Source organism: Alloacidobacterium dinghuense, from assembly GCF_014274465.1.
Taxonomy (GTDB): Bacteria; Acidobacteriota; Terriglobia; order Terriglobales; family Acidobacteriaceae; genus Alloacidobacterium; species Alloacidobacterium dinghuense.
The window spans coordinates 4863265-4881642 of the sequence record NZ_CP060394.1 but is presented as its reverse complement, the minus strand read 5'-3'; the positions used below and the strand labels follow the sequence as shown (position 1 = coordinate 4881642).

Annotated in this window: 16 protein-coding genes and 1 tRNA gene; 8 read left to right on the top strand and 9 right to left on the bottom strand. The window is 56.8% G+C overall.

The features are described 5' to 3' along the window. Window positions 1–360 precede the first annotated feature (360 nt). The gene (locus H7849_RS20350) at window positions 361–873 is read left to right on the top strand and encodes a class I SAM-dependent methyltransferase (protein WP_186742013.1); all 513 of its coding nucleotides are present in this window, start codon (window positions 361–363) and stop codon (window positions 871–873) included. A 184-nt stretch (window positions 874–1057) separates the two neighbouring features. Here H7849_RS20350 and H7849_RS20345 read toward each other — a convergent pair whose 3' ends face one another. The 4 genes from H7849_RS20345 to H7849_RS20330 all read right to left on the bottom strand — a co-directional run bounded on the left by H7849_RS20345 (window position 1058) and on the right by H7849_RS20330 (window position 3070). Further along, window positions 1058–1465, bottom strand: a complete 408-nt coding sequence (locus H7849_RS20345; protein ID WP_186742011.1) for a hypothetical protein — start codon at window positions 1463–1465, stop codon at window positions 1058–1060. A gap of 59 nt (window positions 1466–1524) precedes the next feature. Continuing rightward, entirely contained in the window at window positions 1525–2130 is a 606-nt protein-coding gene (locus H7849_RS20340) for a recombinase family protein (RefSeq protein WP_186742009.1), read from the bottom strand. Between the two features lie 11 nt (window positions 2131–2141). Then, window positions 2142–2348, bottom strand: a complete 207-nt coding sequence (locus H7849_RS20335) for a hypothetical protein (protein WP_186742007.1) — start codon at window positions 2346–2348, stop codon at window positions 2142–2144. 200 nt (window positions 2349–2548) lie between these two features. Further along, entirely contained in the window at window positions 2549–3070 is a 522-nt protein-coding gene (locus H7849_RS20330) for a metallophosphoesterase (RefSeq protein ID WP_251106379.1), read from the bottom strand. Window positions 3071–3153: 83 nt separating this feature from the next. Here H7849_RS20330 and H7849_RS20325 point away from each other — a divergent pair, with 83 nt between their 5' ends. Further along, on the top strand, window positions 3154–4956 hold the full coding sequence (locus tag H7849_RS20325; protein WP_490337726.1) for an outer membrane protein assembly factor BamB family protein: 1803 nt from the start codon (window positions 3154–3156) through the stop codon (window positions 4954–4956). Between the two features lie 159 nt (window positions 4957–5115). Continuing rightward, window positions 5116–5205: transfer RNA gene (locus tag H7849_RS20320), tRNA-Ser, on the top strand. 277 nt (window positions 5206–5482) lie between these two features. On the opposite strand, the gene clpB is transcribed toward H7849_RS20320, so the two are convergent. The 3 genes from clpB to H7849_RS20305 all read right to left on the bottom strand — a co-directional run bounded on the left by clpB (window position 5483) and on the right by H7849_RS20305 (window position 9425). Then, complete coding sequence (gene clpB / locus H7849_RS20315) at window positions 5483–8137, bottom strand: ATP-dependent chaperone ClpB (RefSeq protein ID WP_186742001.1); 2655 nt, start codon at window positions 8135–8137, stop codon at window positions 5483–5485. A 213-nt stretch (window positions 8138–8350) separates the two neighbouring features. Next, window positions 8351–8845: an Hsp20/alpha crystallin family protein gene (locus H7849_RS20310; RefSeq protein ID WP_186741999.1), complete on the bottom strand. Its 495-nt coding sequence runs from the start codon at window positions 8843–8845 to the stop codon at window positions 8351–8353. Window positions 8846–9044: 199 nt separating this feature from the next. Then, on the bottom strand, window positions 9045–9425 hold the full coding sequence (locus H7849_RS20305; protein WP_186741997.1) for an RNA-binding S4 domain-containing protein: 381 nt from the start codon (window positions 9423–9425) through the stop codon (window positions 9045–9047). Window positions 9426–9583: 158 nt separating this feature from the next. Here H7849_RS20305 and H7849_RS20300 point away from each other — a divergent pair, with 158 nt between their 5' ends. Both H7849_RS20300 and H7849_RS20295 read left to right on the top strand, forming a co-directional pair. Beyond that, on the top strand, window positions 9584–10336 hold the full coding sequence (locus tag H7849_RS20300) for an RNA methyltransferase (protein ID WP_186741995.1): 753 nt from the start codon (window positions 9584–9586) through the stop codon (window positions 10334–10336). A 146-nt stretch (window positions 10337–10482) separates the two neighbouring features. After that, complete coding sequence (locus tag H7849_RS20295; RefSeq protein WP_186741993.1) at window positions 10483–10884, top strand: VOC family protein; 402 nt, start codon at window positions 10483–10485, stop codon at window positions 10882–10884. Between the two features lie 22 nt (window positions 10885–10906). Here H7849_RS20295 and H7849_RS20290 read toward each other — a convergent pair whose 3' ends face one another. Beyond that, a complete protein-coding gene (locus tag H7849_RS20290; RefSeq protein WP_186741992.1) occupies window positions 10907–11179 on the bottom strand; it encodes a hypothetical protein in 273 nt (90 codons plus the stop codon). Between the two features lie 306 nt (window positions 11180–11485). On the opposite strand from H7849_RS20290, the gene H7849_RS20285 reads away from it, so the two are divergent. Continuing rightward, window positions 11486–13048: a VWA domain-containing protein gene (locus H7849_RS20285; RefSeq protein WP_186741990.1), complete on the top strand. Its 1563-nt coding sequence runs from the start codon at window positions 11486–11488 to the stop codon at window positions 13046–13048. 150 nt (window positions 13049–13198) lie between these two features. Here the strand turns inward: H7849_RS20285 and H7849_RS20280 are convergent, their stop codons facing one another. Next, window positions 13199–16444 (bottom strand): TonB-dependent receptor, encoded by a 3246-nt coding sequence (locus tag H7849_RS20280; RefSeq protein WP_186741988.1) that lies wholly within the window; start codon window positions 16442–16444, stop codon window positions 13199–13201. A gap of 164 nt (window positions 16445–16608) precedes the next feature. On the opposite strand from H7849_RS20280, the gene obgE reads away from it, so the two are divergent. Next, window positions 16609–17646 carry a GTPase ObgE gene (obgE, locus tag H7849_RS20275; protein WP_186741986.1) on the top strand — a complete coding sequence of 346 codons (1038 nt, stop codon included), beginning with the start codon at window positions 16609–16611 and terminating at the stop codon, window positions 17644–17646. A gap of 410 nt (window positions 17647–18056) precedes the next feature. Further along, window positions 18057–18179 carry a hypothetical protein gene (locus tag H7849_RS27150; protein ID WP_285288906.1) on the top strand — a complete coding sequence of 41 codons (123 nt, stop codon included), beginning with the start codon at window positions 18057–18059 and terminating at the stop codon, window positions 18177–18179. Window positions 18180–18378 lie beyond the last annotated feature (199 nt).

Below are 18378 nucleotides of genomic sequence, written 5' to 3'. Positions count from 1 at the left end.
TGCACGGGTGACCCTTACAAAGGAATGGACTTCCTCGTGACCACGCTGCGAGATATCAGGTCTTCCCTTGCCGAGCCAGAATGGAGCGGCGTGGTTTCGTTCTGTCGCGCTCACCCAATCAGATCAATTTTGCACCAGGATCCTTTGACGTTCCGTAGCTATGCCAAGCCACGTGGATACGCGGGGGACGCCGTTATGTTGGATATGATCTACGATTCAGGTGTATTGGTTCCTCCATGCTCCCGGGAGGGTAGCTCTGTGTTCCGCTATACCGCCGGATCAGGTAGGTCACCACACGCAGTACGAAATCGCAGATTGACTATCGCCAGAACGGTCGATGCCATATCTGCGAGAGGAATAATGCCACGAATTCTGAGTATCGCAGCCGGTCACCTCCGGGAAGCAGAACTGTCAATAGCTTTTCAAGAGCGGCGAATCAAGGAGTGGGTAGCGGTCGATCAGGACTCGAAAAGCGTCGAAGAATGCCATCGGCGTTATTGTGGCTCAGTCGTAAATCCGATCAGAGGATCAGTTCGCGGCTTTCTCGCGGGTAAGATCGGAACCGGAGGGTTTGATTTCATTTACGCGGCGGGATTATTCGATTATTTGAAAGATCCTGTTGCCAAAGCGCTCGTTCGCAAAATGTGCGACATGCTGAATGCCGAAGGTGTGTTGCTAGTAGCCAACTTTGCGGATGGCCTTATTGACTCTGGATATATGGAAGCGTTCATGGACTGGCGGCTGATCTATCGGAAAGAGCAGGGAATTATTGGACTCTTTTCGGAGTATTGCGAAAATGCAGCTATAAACCTCCACGCATTTACTGATTCCTGGAAAGCAATCATCTACTGCATCGCAGAGAAACCCCATTAGAACGGCGATCAAAGGGGTCTTCTACCGAGGAAGAAGTTCTCGATCCTACGGGCACACCCCGTCAGCCGCAAGCAAGGCCCTTGCCGGTGTGCGTAATGGCTGTGTGACACCATCGCAGGGTCGTCCACAATCATGACCCGCATATTTGCAAAGGTGCCGATGACTCATCGGGATCGGGCTCCCGTCACTGCGCTCCGGCATGCGCGGCCAGCACAGGAACCAATGCTCGCAGAATGGGAATGAAGAAGTCTTCTATGTCGGCAACCTCGTCCTGAAGTACGCAGTCATCTTCGCGATAGAGTCCGGGCTGTTCGGCGACAACCACACTAGAGTCCAGAAGAACGACCAGCTTGTCTGGTCCGCCGAGCGGTCGATCTTGGTTGAGGACCGGCACTTTGTAATACACGGTATTAAGGCGGTCCACGCATCCTGGATCGCCATAACCAATCGTCAATCCTGTTTCCACGGCGTAGGCAGGCTCACATGCTATCCACCACTTCTTACCATTGGTGCTCAGGTTCTTCAGGACCTGTCGTAGGATCTCGACATTCACCACGACTGCAATATCGACATCGTCCAGATTCAACTCCATGCTTCTCTCCTCGGTGCCTACCAAGAACGTAGTTCGAAATCGCTCGACTCGATTGAGCTTCACCTAGCGCTCACGACCTCGTTGCTCGTCTGCGCTTCGCGAACCATGCGCACGACGGATGCCCGCGAGACCCCATATTTCTGTGCAGTATGTGTGAGCGACATACCTGCAAGTCGGTCACGCACGAGAGAATGACGGTCAACATCTAGAGGTGCGCGGCCAATGCGGCGGCCCTCAAGCTTTGCCCTGCGCATACCAGCACGTACACGTTCAACGATGAGGGAACGCTCTAACTCAGCTATAGCGCTGATGATTACAACGATCGCTCTTCCCAGCGGACCTTCACTATCGATCGCTTCGCGCTGAGACAGGAACTGAATACCAAGCTCATTAAGCTCGTCTAAGACCTGCAGGAAATGCTTGGTCGATCTCGCCAGCCGGTCGCAGGACCAGACCAAGACAGCGTCGAATTTGCGGCGATGAGCATCTTTCAGTAACTGATCGAGCGCCGGGCGGCGGACCTTTGTGCCGCTTATGCCGTGATCGCAATACTCCTGAACTATTTCGTACCCACGTAACCTCGCAAACTCTCGAAGCTCGATGCTTTGGTTCTGAGGATTCTGATCGACGGTGGATACTCGCATGTATAGAGCCGCACGTTTCATGAACGATCCTCTCACTCTTCGAACGGCAGCCCTGGGTCGTTGGAATTGATGCTGACCAGTCGCCCGTGCGCATCGCGTGTTGTATGAAAGCGACTGTTGGCGCGACCGAGAATCTTACCGTCACGGTCGCGGACCACGGTGTCGTCGTCCCCGAAACCGGAGGTTTCGGAGCCGATAATCTGGTTTTTTCCGTTGCGGATGTAGGTTTTCTTCAACATGTCTTGCTCTCTTTGGTAAAGGGCCTTCTTAATTTGACCTGCGACTCATTTCTGGCTTATCTGGAGCACTATTGGGGTCCTATCAATGTCCCCGTGCATTCCGAGCAGCGCTGCGTTTACAAGTGTCGTATCGTCTGTCTGAAAAATCCCGTATGCCCCATGTATGTGACCGAACACGTGCAATCTCGGCTTTACATGCATTACCGCGTCGAAAAGCTCACGGCAGCCGAAATGGATACCTGAACCAGGAGCAGAGTCGAGGACGCCATACGGCGGTCCATGCGTGATAAGGATGTCGGTGTGTTCCGGAATCTGCGCGTAGAGCCGCGGCGATCCTCGGCTGAACTCACGCCAAAGGCTGCATTGGCAAGCGGAGTAACTGGTGATCCCCAGATTCGCAGGCCGTCAACCTCAACACTCTGATTGATGAGAACTGTGGCATTACTCAGCAGGGAACGTCGTGATGGGTCACTTGCCAAAAAGAACTCGTGATTGCCGGGCACGGCAATCGTCAAGCGGTGCGGCAATTCGCCCAACCAGGTATTGAAGTCCTCAATTCCCCGTAGACTGCGGCTGAACATACTAAAGTCGCCAGCGTGGATCAGGATATCTCCACTGGGAACATCTAGCTCGCGATGTAGCTCGTGGGTATCGCTAAGAAGCACGAGACGCAGCGACCTTTTTTGTCTCTGGGGCCGGAGCGATTGCGCTGATGTCCTCATACTCTAATCTGCCCACCTGAGGTGCAGATTGGCGAAGTTTCGCGCGATTATTTTTTCTGCGAGTTCTGAGGACCGCTCTTATTATGTACAAAGGACTTGGACCAGATTGTCACGAATCATTGCTTGCCTTCGGAATTTTTCGTTCTAATAGTTCGAATATGACGGTTCGAGAACGGCTCTACTGGCTTTGCCAAGCGATATTGCTTGTGAGTCTCACCTGCTTTGCACATGCTCAGACCAACTCCGGATCCGAATGGCCGAATTATGGCAATGATCCGGGAGGGATGCGCCATTCGTCTCTTGCTCAGATCAATCGCGAGAACGTGGCAAAGCTCAGGGTTGCGTGGGTTTTCCATACCGGCGATGTCTCCGATGGGCATGACGGAAGGAAGCGCAGCGGTTTTGAAACAACCCCGATCTTTGTCGATGGAAGGCTCTACCTGACTACGCCGTTCAACCGCGTGATTGCACTTGATCCCGCGACAGGACAGCAACTCTGGGCGTATGACCCCCACATTGACCAAAGTCTCGATTACGGCGACGGCCTTATCAATCGAGGCGCTGCAACCTGGCTCGATCCGCAACGCGGATCAAAAGACAAATGCAGGAGGCGCATTTTTGAAGCGACGCTCGATGCTCGCTTGATCGCAATTGATGCGGCCACAGGCCAGTCGTGCATTGACTTCGGGTCTTCAGGGCAGGTGAATCTACGGAACGTTCCTGGCTATCAGCATCCGAACCTCGGCGAGCACATGCAGGGCTGGTATCACATGACCTCTCCTCCGGCAGTGATCGATGACATGGTCATCGTGGGGTCGGCCATCGATGACAACAATCGAGCCGACATGCCCTCAGGAGTAGTACGAGCTTTCGATGCCCGTACGGGAGCCCTGCGCTGGAGTTGGAATCCCATTGCCGAGAACACTCCGGATACGACATCGTCCTGGCTTTCTGGTGCGGCAAATGCCTGGTCGGTTATCGCTGCGGACACGCATCGCGATTTGGTCTTCATACCAACGGGGAGTGCCAGCCCGGACTATTACGGGGGCCTCCGTCCTGGGGACGACAAGTGGGCGAATTCCGTCGTAGCGCTGCACGCGAAATCAGGACAGATGGCATGGGGCTTTCAGTTGGTGCATCACGATCTCTGGGACTATGACACGGCACCACCGCCTCTCCTGGCAATGTTGCCGCATAACGGCAAAGAGATTCCAGTTGTCATTCAGGGCAACAAGACCGGTTTTCTCTATGTGCTTAATAGGGACACAGGAGAGCCAGTGTTTCCCGTTGAAGAGCGAGCTGTACCGCCGAGTGATGTGCCTGGCGAAACAGCTTCTCCGACGCAGCCATTTCCCGTCGCTCCACCCCCACTCGCGCCTCAACACATTTCGGTTGATGATGCATGGGGACCAACGCCAGCAGATCGCGAAGCCTGTCGGCAGGCAATACAAAAGCTTCTCAATCAGGGCATATTCACACCACCCAGCGTACGGGGAACGCTGGCGGCTCCTGGCAATCTGGGAGGGATGAACTGGAGTGGTTATGCCTTCGATCCCCAACGGCACCTGCTGATTGTGAATACCAACAACCTGATCGCGCGTGTGCGACTGATTCCACGTGACAAGGTCAATTCAGATACGGAGGAAGGGAGTTACGGAGCACAGCGAGGGACACCGTACGCCGTCGAGCAGGATAAACGGCAATGTGTTCTGGAACTCTTGGTCGGGATCGTTCCAAAAGACGATGCGTTGCCCTTCCTCGTTGAAGAGGCGTTCCAGTGCGGTGTTGATTTGATTGTCGTAGGGGGCTGGCGACTAACCTGCACGAACTCGGTGTGCCCGATATCGTCATCCAGGCCATCCTGCGACACAGTGAAGTCTCGGTGACCCGGAACGCCTATATCAAGCGGAGTGGCATAGACAAGCCAAGTCGACAAGCAATGGTGGCGCTAGAAAATCTAGTGTGCAACCAATGTGCAACGGCTTCGCTCGAAGATCCAACTCCAGTCGTCGTACAATGAAGTAGAGCAAGCACTTGCCACTCGCGGAGGGATGTGTGAGTGGTTGAAACAGGCGGTCTTGAAAACCGCTTTACCCGAAAGGGTAACGGGGGTTCGAATCCCTCTCCCTCCGCCACGTTTAACTGGTTATATATCAATAAATTACGAGAAAACCAACCCGCTACCGAGAATAGCGATCGGCTGGATGAACGGCTGCGCCAAGAACACAGCGTCCAATTGATTGTGCCCAATCTCCGCAGGCGAAAGCGAACTCAGGATGGAAGGCGACTGCACCGCTACACCCGCGTTGGAAAGTCGAGCGGCTGTTTGCCCGGTTGAAGAACTGCCGCCGTATCTGCAGCCGCTGGACACGCCACGTCGCCAACTTTCTCTGAATGGTTCAACTTTTGCTGTTAGGCCCGACCGATCGTTACGTGGCTTTCGAGCGGGATGCCGGCGCGGCTTGTTACCTCGAAGGTGAGAATGTTGTTGCGCTTGTCGGCGTCGATCTTTACTTCGTCGCCGTGCAGGATTTCACCATCGAGGATCTTCATTGCCAGCGGATCCTGGATCAGCTTCTGCATGGCACGCTTGAGCGGACGCGCTCCGTAGGCGCGGTCATAGCCTTGCGTAAAGAGCATGTGCTTGGCGGCGTCGGTGAGCGTGATCGCGATCTTGCGGTCGGCGAGCAGCCTCTTGAGATCAGCTAGTCGCAGATCGATGATATGCGTGAGCTGATCTTCTCCCAGCGGACGGAAGATGACGATGTCATCGACACGGTTCAGGAACTCGGGGCGGAAGCTTTGACGCAGCACTTCCATGACCTGCGCACGTGCTTTCTCAAAGCCGACTTCGCTCGAGATCAAGTCAGCATTGAGAGCCTGCGCGCCGAGGTTCGAGGTCATGATGATGACCGTGTTCTTGAAGTCGACGGTGCGGCCTTTCGAGTCGGTCAGGCGGCCGTCGTCCAAGACCTGCAGGAGCACGTTGAAGACGTCGGGGTGCGCCTTTTCAATTTCGTCGAAGAGAACGACTGAATACGGCCTGCGGCGGATGGCTTCAGTTAATTGGCCGCCTTCGTCAAAGCCGATGTAGCCCGGAGGCGCGCCGATCAAGCGTGCTACGGCGTGCTTCTCCATGTATTCGGACATGTCGATGCGGACCATGGCCTGCTCGTCGTCGAAGAGAAACTCGGCGAGTGCGCGGGCGGTTTCGGTTTTGCCGACGCCTGTCGGTCCGAGGAAGATGAATGAACCTATCGGACGTTTCGGGTCGCTGAGGCCAGCGCGTGAACGGCGGATGGCATTCGCAACGATGGAAAGGGCGTCGTCTTGACCGACGACGCGCTCGCGGAGACGCGCTTCCATCTGGACGAGCTTGCGGACTTCGCCTTCAAGCATCTTGGAGACGGGGATGCCGGTCCACTTGGAGACGATGCGGGCCACGTCTTCTTCGTCGACTTCTTCCTTGAGCATGCGCTGCGCGTTAGCGTTGCCGTCCTGCGCGGCGTTGAGCTTCTTCAGTTCAGATTCGAGCTTGGGCAGTTCGCCGTACTGGATCTGAGCGGCGCGTTCGAGGTTACCGAGGCGGGTTTGCTCTTCGGCCTCGAAGCGCAGGGCTTCGACCTTCTTTTTCAGGTCGGCGAGACGGGTGATGGCTTCGCGCTCTTTCTGCCAGCGGGCGCGCAGGCCGGTAGCCTTTTCGCGCAAGGCTGCCAGTTCGCGCTCTACGACTTCGAGGCGCTGCTTCGAGTTCTCGTCGCTTTCGCGCTTGAGGGCCGCCTTCTCGATTTCGAGCGAGGTGGCTTGGCGTTCGAGCTGATCGATTTCAGTCGGGACGGACCCGATCTGTATGGCTAGCGAGGCTGCGGCTTCGTCGACGAGGTCGATGGCCTTGTCAGGCAGGAAGCGGTCGCTGATGTAGCGGTGCGACAGCTCGGCTGCGGAGACGATGGCCGAGTCCTTGATGCGGACGTTGTGGTGCGCTTCGTAACGCTCCTTCAGGCCGCGCAGAATCGCGATGGTGTCTTCGACATTTGGTTCGCCGACAAACACAATTTGAAATCTGCGCTCGAGGGCTGCGTCCTTTTCGATGTACTTGCGGTACTCGTTCAGCGTGGTTGCGCCGATGGCACGCAACTCGCCGCGCGCGAGCGCTGGCTTGAGCATGTTCGATGCATCGATGGCGCCTTCCGCTGCGCCTGCGCCGACGAGGGTGTGCAGCTCGTCGATGAAGAGGATGATCTGGCCGTGCGATTCTTCGATATCTTTGAGGACTGCCTTGAGTCGGTCTTCAAACTCGCCGCGGAATTTGGCCCCGGCGAGCATGGAGCCGAGGTCGAGTGAGATGACGCGCTTGTTGCGCAGGATCTCTGGCACGTCACCAGAGACGATGCGGCGGGCGAGACCCTCGACGATGGCGGTCTTGCCGACACCGGGTTCGCCGATGAGCACAGGGTTGTTCTTCGTGCGGCGCGAGAGGACCTGAATGACGCGGCGAATTTCTTCATCGCGGCCAATGACGGGGTCGAGCTTGCCGCGACGGGCGAGCTCAGTGAGGTCTTTGGCGTATTTTTCTAGGGCCTGGAATTTTGCTTCAGGGTTCTGATCGGTCACGCGCTGCCTTCCGCGAACGGTACTGAGGCTCTTGAGAATGGCGTCATAGGTGGCTCCGAAAGATGCTAACAGGAGCTCTGCGCCTTCGTTCTTCTGCTGCGCGAGGGCGAGCAGGAGGTGCTCGGTGGAGACGTACTCGTCCTTGAAATTGTCGGCTTCCTTAAAGGCCTGATCGAGGACTTTCTGCATGGCATTCGACATGCCGGGCTGCGCGCCCGATCCGGAAACTTTAGGCAGTTTGCCGAGAGCCTCGGTTGTTTTTGCGATGAGCTGGTCGGTTGCCACTCCGACTTTTTGCAGGACAGGGACGATGACGCCTTCCTTGTCCTCAAGCAGCGCAGAAAGCAGGTGCAGCGGCAACAGCTCAGGGTTGCCGTGCTCGGTGGCGAGTGTGCTCGCGCTTTGAATCGCTTCCTGCGATTTGACTGTGAATTTGTCCCAACGGATTGCCATATTTGATCTCAGCTTTCGATCTTCTAGATGTAAGAAAGCGGAAGAAAGTCATTTTAGACTTTCTTCCGCGTAGTGGTCGTCATTCGGGGTATGCGCTGAACTTTACATATCTGATTCAGCTCATATCGCTAAGATTCTTCCCTTCGTTTCCCACCCTTTGCTTCGCAAAGGATGGGGCACCCGGCGCTGTGCCCTCATTCGGTTTTGCCGCTTTTAGGCGGCTGGCCTGGATTCAGCTTTCGGCGCTTCGATAGGCTTAGTGCCGCCTACCGAAACCTTGATCTGCTTCGGTTTGGCTTCTGCGCGCTTCTGCAGCTCGATCTTCAGGACGCCGGCGTCGTAGCTGGCCTGTACGTTCTCCGTGTTGACCGTGTTCGGTACGGTGAAGGCGCGGTAGAAGCTGCCGTAGCGACGCTCGATGCGGTGGAAGTTCTCTTCCTTCTCTTCTTTTTCGAACTTGCGCTCGCCGCGGACGGTCAGCGTGTTGTTCTCGACACGTATGTCGAAGTCTTCCTGCCTCATGCCCGGGACTTCGAGCTTGAGGGCGACCTTGTGCTCGTCTTCATAGATGTCGACCGGGGGAGCGAAGGCGGCAGTCGTCAGCGCGTCAGCTTCATTCTGTCCGCGGGTGTAGCCCTGAAAGAGCGAGTTCATACGATTTTGCAGAACGAGTACGTCGCGAAATGGGTCCCAACGAGTGATAGCCATGGATTCCTCCAATTACTAGTTCAGAGATATGAAACCGGGTTTATTCGGCCTTACAATCAATCTGATTCAGGCTATAGCACAATAGTTGCAGAAAATATGAGTGGCTTATTGTCAATTAATAAAAAATAAGATGTAAGAATCTATTTATCAATAAGCTGCACTAGTGTGCGACTCGGTGCGCGCCCAAGGCTGTTGCTGTCTAACCTCTACCGCGGAAGCGGTTGATTAGGCGGCGGTCGCGTTTGGAGGGCCTGCCTTCGGGTAGAGTCTCGAATTGCTGGAGGACTTTTCGCTCTTCGGCGAGCTTGCGGCGAGCTTCCTGGCTGGATTCGGTTTCGCGGTAGAGGGTCTGGGCTACGACTGCCGGGCCGCGCATTTCGCTGAGAAGCAGGACTTCGATCTGAAAGTCGCCGCCTTCGTTCTTAATCTGCAGCATGTCGCCGACGCGGACGTCGCGGGATGGCTTGGCGAGCTGGCCGTTGGACTGGATTCTGCCGAGATCGCAGGCGCGGGAGGCGAGTGCCCGGGTTTTGAAGAAGCGGGCTGCCCAAAGCCACTTGTCCATTCTTACTGAGGTCATAAGGCTATTTTCGTACGCGCGAAAACATTGTCGAAATCCGTGGGTTTCAGGATGCCCGGGCCTGAAGGCCCATTTCTATTCCGCTTTAACGCAGGGCTGAAGCCCGGCTCTTCTACCCTAAGCATCATGTTGCATTGGTCGGCCTAGAATAACGGGGAATGCTGACGGGTGAACAACTTGAACGGGTCTGCGTGGTGCTGGTGCGGGCACGGAATCCAAATAACATTGGGGCGGTGGCGCGGGCGATGTATGGCTTCGGGTTTGAAGAGCTGCGGGTGGTGAGCGAGTATCCAGTTGCGTTGTCCGAGGCGCGGTCTGCGGTAGATGCTGCGGAGGTTCTGGCTGGGGCGCGGGAGTTTTCGCGCTTGGCAGATGCTATTGCGGATTGCACTCTGGTGATCGGAACAACGGCAGGTGGGAAGCGGGTGCAGGAGCATCCGCTCTATCCCCTGGCGGAAGGTGGAGGGATCGTGCGGGCGCATCTGTCTTCGGATGACAGGAGCCGGGTCGCGCTGATTTTCGGCTCGGAGAAGACGGGGTTGAGCCGTGACGAATTGAGTTATTGCAACTGGACCATGACGATTCCGATGTTTGAACGGGAGGGTGTACGGCATCCGTCGATGAATCTGGGGCAGGCGGCGGCTGTTTGTTTGTATGAGCTGATTCGGGGCGGGGATTTGCCTGCTTCTGTTGCTGTGGCGGATGCCATGGCGGGTGATCTGGATCGGCTGACTATCTTGCTTGCCGAGTTGCTGGACAAGAGCGAGTACACAAGGCGGCATCCGGCGAGTGGCGATGCGGCGGCGTTGCGTCGGTTGGTGCGGCGGATGCAGTTTGACTCGGCGGATGCGGCGATGTGGATGGGGATTCTGCGGCAGGCGCTCTGGAAGATTCGGGACAAGCGGCCTTGAATCATCCCGCTGGTTTAGAGTGGGCAATTGAGGCGGCCCGCAAGGAAAAAGGACTATTGGAACTTTGGTTGATCGCGATCGTATGGATTCTTCGCGCAGGTTACGCTCAGAACGACGTGTGATAGGGGTGCCGAAGGAGGGTGAGAATGAGGGAATCGGAACTGCACTGGGGCATCGCCCCTTATTTCATCGTGGATGATGTTGTGGCGACGGCGAACTTTTATCGGGACAAGCTGGGATTTCATTACGACCGTTTCTGGGGTGAACCGCCTTGCTTTGCTATGGTCCGTCGCAGCGGCATCACGATCATGCTCAGCCAGCTGGAAAAGACGGGCCTTATGCGTCCGAATAGCGCAGTTGATCCAGGAGCGTCAGCCTGGGATGCATATATCTGGGTGAGCAATGCCGATGCGTTGTATGAGGAGTTCAAAGGCAAAGACATCAAGATTGCCAGGGAGATCTGCGATCAGCTGTATGGCTGCCGCGATTTCGATGTTCGGGACTGTAATGGTTACACGCTGTGTTTTGGGCACGACACTATGGCCTGAGTACGGGGTCTAAGCACGGGGGCTAAGCACGCGTGGCAGACTGGGCATCGATGATGGCTTCGCTACTGCGGATGACTTTTTCGGGAAGAATTTCGAGCAAGTGGTCTGTATCTCTATAGAGAAGCGTGTCGAGCACCCAGGGATAACGCTTGGGAACACGCGCGGGCGATGCGGCAGAAGATGGCGCACGCTTCCGCGCTGGACCGGGCGTGCGAGGTTCTCGAAGAGGATGTGCTGGCGATGGTCGCGGATTGTCTGGAAGAGGCTTGTTGATCGCGGTTTTCTTAGGTCTCATCTGTCGACACTTTTTTCCGGAACTGATGTCCCGGCTTCTACCAGGAGGCGCTTTGCGCCTCTTTTGGTTGCGGCAATTGGTCTCGGAAGTCGGTGAGAGATGGATCCCACGTCTCGTTGAGACGTGGGGCACCCGCAGTTAGATCCCGGGTTGGATCGTGGGTGAAGTTTGCAACTACGCTGGCCAGCGGGGACGCATTTCCGTATGGAATCCGACTGCTCGGACGAAACTTTTCGCTTTTCTCTGGCTAATTCAATACATTAGTCACGGGGCTGTTTCTCTGGGGTTGTTTCTCACGGTGGCCGGATGCGCGCGACTCTCTTCTTCCTTCTCGTGGTCGCAGGAATGCTTAGCTGGCCGTCTTCCAGTGGTCAGACTCAGGAGTCGACGCCGTCAAACAACGAGCCCGTCCCTCGTATCCAGACAACGACCCGCGAAGTCGTTCTGGACGTCATCGTTACGAAGAAAGACAATCACCCGATCGACGGACTAACAAAGAATGACTTCGTCATTGAAGAAGACAATGTTCCGCAGTCGATTCGATCTTTCGGACGCACATCGGTCAACTCGATCAACAGTTCGCAACAAGCTCCAGAGACTATTCTGCTGATCGACCAGCTGAATACGCGTTATTCCGATTTCTCATTCGCTCGCAGCTCCCTGAAGAAGCTTTTTGCACGAAACGGCGGCATGCTGAGTCAGCCCACCACCCTCATGTACCTCAGAGATACGGGGCTTAAGGTTCTCGCCGGGCCCTCTCAAAGCGGAGCATTGCTTGAATCGGCCCTGGAGCGCTTGCCGGCTATGATCGTCAGGCAATCGGAACAAGACAATGCCGATGCGATGACCGATCGGATCAAGTTTTCGCTGGAAGCCATCAGTGAAATTGCAGCGTCCAGGGCTGGATCTGGCACGCGGAAAAATATCGTCTGGATCAGCTCTGGTTTTCCCGCGCTGTCATCCAGCCAAGTTGATCCAGCAAGCGCAGACAAGATCTATGACATCATTCGCTCGATCTCCGACCAACTCCTGAAGGCGCGCATCGCAGTCTACACCGTGGATCCGCGTGGCGTTATGGCGGGTGACTTTGTTCCGGATGAAAAAGACTTTGGAAAATATGAAGCGTCTCTGCGCGCCGTTAAAGAGGTTGGCGGATTTGAAGACTTTGCACTACAGGCCCTGGCTGTGCAGACGGGCGGCCGCATATTTTTCGGGCGCAACGATGTCGACCAGGAAATAGCGGACAGCATAGGCGCTGGCGATATCTGCTACACAGTTTCCTATTCACCGTCGAATCGCCGCTTCGACGGTCGCTTCCGCAAAATCAAGGTCGTATTGCTGGAGCATCCCGATCTCCGAGTGCGAACGCGCGACGGATATTACGGGTTGCCCGATTCGTTTCCGGCAAATGGCAAGGAGGCAGACGATCAAATCAGCGAAGCGCTCCACAGCCCTCTCTTCTACAGCGGCGTTCCCTTCTTCAACACGATCGTGACGGTTGTTCGAGATCCCCCCCGCGCGAGAGTAAGCTTTACCGTAAACGCAGACGCCTTTACGTGGACACCGGCTTCCAAGGGCCGGATGGAGGCGAAAATGGATGTCGCCACAGCTGACTTTTCGAGTAATGACCAGCTTCTGCACACGGTCACCCGCTCGTACACTGCTTTTCTCCGTGAAGAGCAATTGAAATCCAGCGACACCAAGAAAATCACCGTTCATATCGAAGCTCCGGTTTCACTCAGCAGTGCTCGACTGCGTCTCGTCGTCCGAGATCAGGCCACTGGACACATCGGAACGGCCAATATCGCGCAACTGCCGCCAGCGCAGGAACGGGCGCCCTCGGACTACCTGCACCACCGAGATCAATAAATCGCGAAGTTCTGTGAAAAGAAAATGCGGCAGCCGAGGCTGCCGCATTTTGCTTACGTCTCCGCTCTTAGAACTGGAAGCGGACTGCCAGGGAAATGTGTGGGCCACATCTGGCAGGAATGATAGCGGCGTGCTCAGGTTTTCGAGGTGTTAAAAGCGCAGGCGCAGGGCCAATTGGAGTTGACGTTCCCGGTACAGGGTGGTGCTGTTGGCGTTGGTGACTGTGCCGAAGCGGGCGGTACCGTTGGCTCCGCTGAGGAAGGTGAGGCGGGCGTTGCCGCCAGGAGTGGTGGCTCCATTGATGATGTAGCCAACGGTGTCGATGTTGGTGGCGTTCTGGTGATTGAGCACGTTGAAGATTTCGCTAACAACTTCAAGGTTGTAGCGCTCGCCTATCTGGGTGTTCTTGGCGAGGCGGGCGTCGACGTTGTACACGCGCGGATAGCGGAAAGTGTTGCGGCCCACGGCGGGGATGCGGTTGGCGCCGCCGGATCCGTTGATGCTTGCACCTAAGCCGCTGACTTTGGTGGACGGGCAGATGCCGAGGAGAAATTGCTCGTAAGAGCATTCGAGCGACGGAACAGAACCGGTGGTGCGCATGGTGAAAGGCAGGCCGGTGCGCAGCTCGGCGACAGGCGCGACGAGATAACCGTTGACGAGATAGCCCCAGAATCCGTGGACGCGCCACGGAGCGCGTGCGACGGCGCTGGCGGTGACGCGCTGGCGGATGTCGAAGTTGGAGTTGCCGTATTCGAGCTTGAAATTTGTCGGGTCGAGGACGTCGTTGAGATCGGCGAAGGTGCTCTCGTTCTGGTTGTAGTCGGCGGCGTGGGCGTAGGTGTAGGAACCGGTGAGATCGAGGGCGCGGGAGTGGTGGCTGAGCCTGGCGACTCCGGCCTGGTAGGCGGAGTTGGTTTCGCTGAAAATGTCGGTGATCTGCTGGTAGTTGGGGTTGATGCGCTGGGAGAAAAAGTTGGTGGTGTAGGCGCCGTGGAGCGGGCCTTTTCCGGTGGCGTCGTCGATGGTGTAGGTAATGGTTTTGAAGGGCTGATTGCCGGTGAGGTCGATGTTGGTGTCAATGAAGTTGGGGAGTTCGCGTCCGGCGCTGCCCATGTAGGTGAAGGTGATCGTTGTCTTGCGTGGGAGGGCCTGTTCGAAGGAAACTTCCGCCTGGTGGATCTGCGGGTTCTGGAAGCGCGGGTCGAAGAACACGGCGTTCGGTGCGACGCTCAGCGTTGGCTTGGCGCTGAAGACGTAGGGGAAAGGCGGCGTGCCCTTGTCGGTCGGGCGATAGAAGTAGGTGAGCTGGCCGTTGGGTGATCCCGTGGACGAGAGCGCGGTGAAGATGGTGGAGTTGATAATGCGTCCGTAGTAGATGCCGTACCCGATGCGGAGAACGGTCGAGCCTTTGCCGAAGATGTCCCACGCCAGGCCGAGACGCGGGCCGAAGTTGTTGCGGTCGTGGGGGAGGGTGGCAGTCTGTGGGATATCGGGATTGACCAGGTTTTTGTTGGTGTTGGGCAACTCTTCGTACTCGTAGCGCATGCCCAGGGACAGCGTCAGGCCGTGGCGCAGCTTCCATTCATCGGAGATGAAGCCTGCGTAGTCGGCGGTCTGGAACTGGAACGTGGTGAAGCCAACGCCCTGCTCAAAGTAGGAATAGCAGGGAAGGTCGCCGACTCCGGTTGTAGTACCGGAGCAATGGTTGGGTGAGTAGTAGTCGGCGGCAAAGTCGAGCGGATTGGTGTAGTCGTAGGTGCCGTTCTGATCGTAGAGATTGTCGCTGTAGTCGGTGACGTAATTGAGGTCGTAGCCGAATTTGATGGCGTGGTTGCCTTTGATCCAGGTTAGGGTGTCGACGAACTGGTGGCGGCGCTCATCGGGATAAGCAGGGCGATCAAGGAAGGCTGGCTTGCCGAAGCGGAAGCCATAGCTTCCTGAGGCGATGGAAATTTGCGGGGCGTGGCCGTAGACGTTTTTCGACAGGCTCTGCTCGAAGGGCGCTGGCGCGTCGGAGAATTCCGATTCGGTGTCGCGTCCATACTGGTAACGGGCTTCGTTGAGCATGTTGGCGGTCACGAAGTACTGCCAGCGCGCGATGCCCCAGTCTTCTTTTACGTAATCGTTGCCGAAACTCGCCGTTCCGTAGTTCTCGGAGGCTCCGGTTTGCACGCCGTTGAGCGACGACCAGCGCATGTGGTTGTACTGCAAGATCAGGTGGTTGCGCTCATTGAGCTGCCAATCGATCTTGGGGAAGAAGATGATCTGATCGCCGCTGCGCGGAACGCTGCCCAGCAGGCTGTTGAGGTTGTTGAGCAGATTGTTGTAGCTGATGAGCGCCTGCGTCGGAGTCTGCTGAATGCGGGCGGCGAGCGTTGCAATGTTCTGCGCGCTCTGCATTTCAAAGAATTTGCTGGGCGTCTCCGCAGTGGCGACGGCGGGGAAGTCGCGACGGAATTGATCGTAGGCGAGGAACCAGAAGAGCTTGTCTTTGCGGATGGGGCCGCCTGCGCTCAATCCCCATTGTTTGCGAACGTCTGATGGCTTGAAGGGTGTGGTGACGAAGTCGCCCGTGCTGGTGCGCGAGGTTAGAGTGGTGAATGGGTTGGTCGCGCCCCAGTTGTTGTCGCGGTCGTAGAAAAAGAGCTGACCGTGGACCTCGTTGCCGCCGCTCTTGGTGACGGTGTTGACGACACCTCCGGCGGCGCGTCCGTATTCGGCGGAGTAGTTGGAGGTGTTGACCTGGAATTCGCGCACGGCGGCCTGCGTGGTGGAGTAGCCGATGCGGGTGCGGCCTCGTTCTTCTGAGAAGAAGGCCTGATTGTTGTCGGCCCCGTCGATGGTGTTGTTGTTGAGCAGCACGCTGATGCCGCGGAAGCTGAGCAGACCGTAACCGTTCTGGTCGGGCGTAACGCCGGGCGCGAGCAGAGCGAAATTGGACCAGCGGCGGCTGTTGGTGGGGAGCTCGTCGACTTCAGTCTGGTTGATGTTCTGTGTAACGGCTGCGGATGTCGTATCGATCTGTGGCGAGGCGTTTACGCTGACCGTTTCCTGTGCCGTACCGACGGCGAGCCGGGGGACGATGTGGGTGAGGCGGCCTATTTCAACGGTGATGGATTGCTCGACCAGCGGCGCGAAGCCGTCTGCGCCGGCCATGAGCGTGTAGGTTCCCGGCGTGAGTTCTTCAAAATAGAAGCCGCCTGCTTCGCTGGTCTTTGCGTTGCGCTCAAATCCGGTGGCGGGGTTGCGGAGCGCGACTTGCGCGTTCGGGATGGCTCGGCCTTCTGCGTCGAGAATGGTTCCGGCGATGGCTCCGCCAGTGGTCGATTGAGCAACGGTCCGGCAGCAGGACACGAGGAGCAATGCGCACAGCAGCGCGATGCGTAGCTTCAACACTTGATCTCCAAGGCAACGCAGCAAAGCCCCCGAAGCCACCGGGGTCGCAGGCACAGGCCGCTATCCGGGCGCCGGTATTTTGTCCGGCGCTCCTGCCCGTCCTACTGTTCAATGTTGGGTATCGTGATGCGAGCTTACGCGATTCGATAGACTAAATAATAGAAATGTTTATTGATGAAGCAAGAATCCTGGTGAAAGCCGGTGACGGTGGTAACGGATGCGTGGCCTTCCGTCGCGAAAAATTTGTGCCGCGCGGCGGGCCTTCGGGCGGCGATGGCGGACGCGGCGGCGACGTGGTGATGGAGTCGAGCCAGCGGCATAACACGCTGGTGCATTTTCGATTTAATCCCGAGCACAAGGCAGAGCGCGGGCGACACGGCGAGGGATCAAACTGCACAGGGCGCGATGGCGAAGGCACTGTGCTGAAGGTTCCGGTGGGCACGGCTCTGTTTGACGATGAGACGGGCGAGCTGGTGCACGATTTTGCTCGTCCTGACGAGCGCATTGTGGTTGCGCGCGGCGGACGCGGCGGACGCGGCAACCAGCACTTTGCCACGTCGACGCATCAGGCTCCGCGTGAGCATGAATTGGGGCGCGCGGGTGAGGAGAAGCGTTACCGGCTGGAGCTGAAGCTGCTCGCCGATGTCGGTCTGGTTGGATATCCGAATGTGGGCAAGTCGACGCTGATCTCGAGGCTCTCGGCGGCGAAGCCGAAGATTGCCGATTATCCTTTTACGACGCTCGAGCCGAATCTGGGTGTCGTCTCGATTGGCGAAGCTCCGCATGAGGAGAGCTATGTGGTCGCCGATATTCCGGGGCTGATCGAGGGCGCGCATCTGGGCGCGGGGTTGGGCGTGCAGTTTCTGCGGCACATTGAGCGCACGCGGCTGCTGGTGCATCTGGTCGATGTGTCGGATTCCAGCGGGCGGCCTGATCCGGTGGAGGACTTCAAGGTCATCCTTGGCGAACTGAAGAGCTTTGGGCATGGCCTCGATGAGAAGCCGATGATCGTGGTCGCGTCGAAGGCCGATGTGGCGAATCCGGAGAAGCTGAAGAAGTTGCAGACGATGGCCAAGCGGAAGAAGCTGGCGTTCTTTGCGATTTCGGCGGTGACGGGGTTGGGTGTGGATGCGTTGAAGTATGCGATTGGGGATCGGGTTCGGGAGTTGAGAGAGACGGAGTTGGTGGCGCCTTCGACCTAGACTAGGCACGATACACTTAGGCTCGGGGCTCGTAGGTGTTCTATTCGTTTAGCTGCACAGTAATCATTTCAATTCTCTCGACTGTAAATTCGATCGCGCAACAAACGCATCAAGCTGATGAAGATTTCTTTTCGCAATATTCTGTAGCGTCGACTTTTTCCGGCAAACCCGCGCAGCCGGTGTTAGCGAGCCCAGGGGCACGCCGATTCAGAACTCGGATTCGGGAGGGAGCAGCACAGGGTCCTGTCTTTGCTGATCATTACGCTGTGGCGGTGTGGGGCTGTGGATCAGCATGCCTCGAATTCGCCATCATTGATGCAATAACGGGCAAGGTCTATATCTTTCCTGCCAGCGTGTCTCAAGTTCGCGAGATTGGCGAGCGGCTGATATACCACAGAGATAGCAGAGCCATGCATATCATCGGAAGCCTTAATGAAGAGAATTCGGCCGATCGGTGGTATGTGTGGGACGGCGAAAAGCTCAATCTGATTTCAGAAAAGCCCGCCAAGCTCGTCGACGACGATTCACCATAGCTCCAGCCGTCAGTGCTGAGCGCTACCGCTCTCATCTCTTGCCAATCGACGCCGAACTGTAGATCCTTCGCTTCGCTCAGGATGACAAATATATCGATGTGTGAAGGAGTTGCTTTCCCACCCTGCGCTACGCGAAGGATGATGCACCCATTTTTGTGCAGTTCGATGCAAACTGCGGCCTTGCTTCGCAAGGCAAAAG

What these genes read in the sequence shown, in the direction of transcription:
- H7849_RS20350 (WP_186742013.1), top strand. Translation starts at nt 361, where the DNA reads ATGCCACGAATTCTGAGTATCGCAGCCGGTCACCTCCGGGAAGCAGAA.
- H7849_RS20345 (WP_186742011.1), bottom strand. Translation starts at nt 1,465, where the DNA reads ATGGAGTTGAATCTGGACGATGTCGATATTGCAGTCGTGGTGAATGTC.
- H7849_RS20340 (WP_186742009.1), bottom strand. Translation starts at nt 2,130, where the DNA reads ATGAAACGTGCGGCTCTATACATGCGAGTATCCACCGTCGATCAGAAT.
- H7849_RS20335 (WP_186742007.1), bottom strand. Translation starts at nt 2,348, where the DNA reads ATGTTGAAGAAAACCTACATCCGCAACGGAAAAAACCAGATTATCGGC.
- H7849_RS20330 (WP_251106379.1), bottom strand. Translation starts at nt 3,070, where the DNA reads ATGAGGACATCAGCGCAATCGCTCCGGCCCCAGAGACAAAAAAGGTCG.
- H7849_RS20325 (WP_490337726.1), top strand. Translation starts at nt 3,154, where the DNA reads ATGTACAAAGGACTTGGACCAGATTGTCACGAATCATTGCTTGCCTTC.
- clpB (WP_186742001.1), bottom strand. Translation starts at nt 8,137, where the DNA reads ATGGCAATCCGTTGGGACAAATTCACAGTCAAATCGCAGGAAGCGATT.
- H7849_RS20310 (WP_186741999.1), bottom strand. Translation starts at nt 8,845, where the DNA reads ATGGCTATCACTCGTTGGGACCCATTTCGCGACGTACTCGTTCTGCAA.
- H7849_RS20305 (WP_186741997.1), bottom strand. Translation starts at nt 9,425, where the DNA reads ATGACCTCAGTAAGAATGGACAAGTGGCTTTGGGCAGCCCGCTTCTTC.
- H7849_RS20300 (WP_186741995.1), top strand. Translation starts at nt 9,584, where the DNA reads ATGCTGACGGGTGAACAACTTGAACGGGTCTGCGTGGTGCTGGTGCGG.
- H7849_RS20295 (WP_186741993.1), top strand. Translation starts at nt 10,483, where the DNA reads ATGAGGGAATCGGAACTGCACTGGGGCATCGCCCCTTATTTCATCGTG.
- H7849_RS20290 (WP_186741992.1), bottom strand. Translation starts at nt 11,179, where the DNA reads ATGAGACCTAAGAAAACCGCGATCAACAAGCCTCTTCCAGACAATCCG.
- H7849_RS20285 (WP_186741990.1), top strand. Translation starts at nt 11,486, where the DNA reads ATGCGCGCGACTCTCTTCTTCCTTCTCGTGGTCGCAGGAATGCTTAGC.
- obgE (WP_186741986.1), top strand. Translation starts at nt 16,609, where the DNA reads ATGTTTATTGATGAAGCAAGAATCCTGGTGAAAGCCGGTGACGGTGGT.
- H7849_RS27150 (WP_285288906.1), top strand. Translation starts at nt 18,057, where the DNA reads ATGCATATCATCGGAAGCCTTAATGAAGAGAATTCGGCCGATCGGTGG.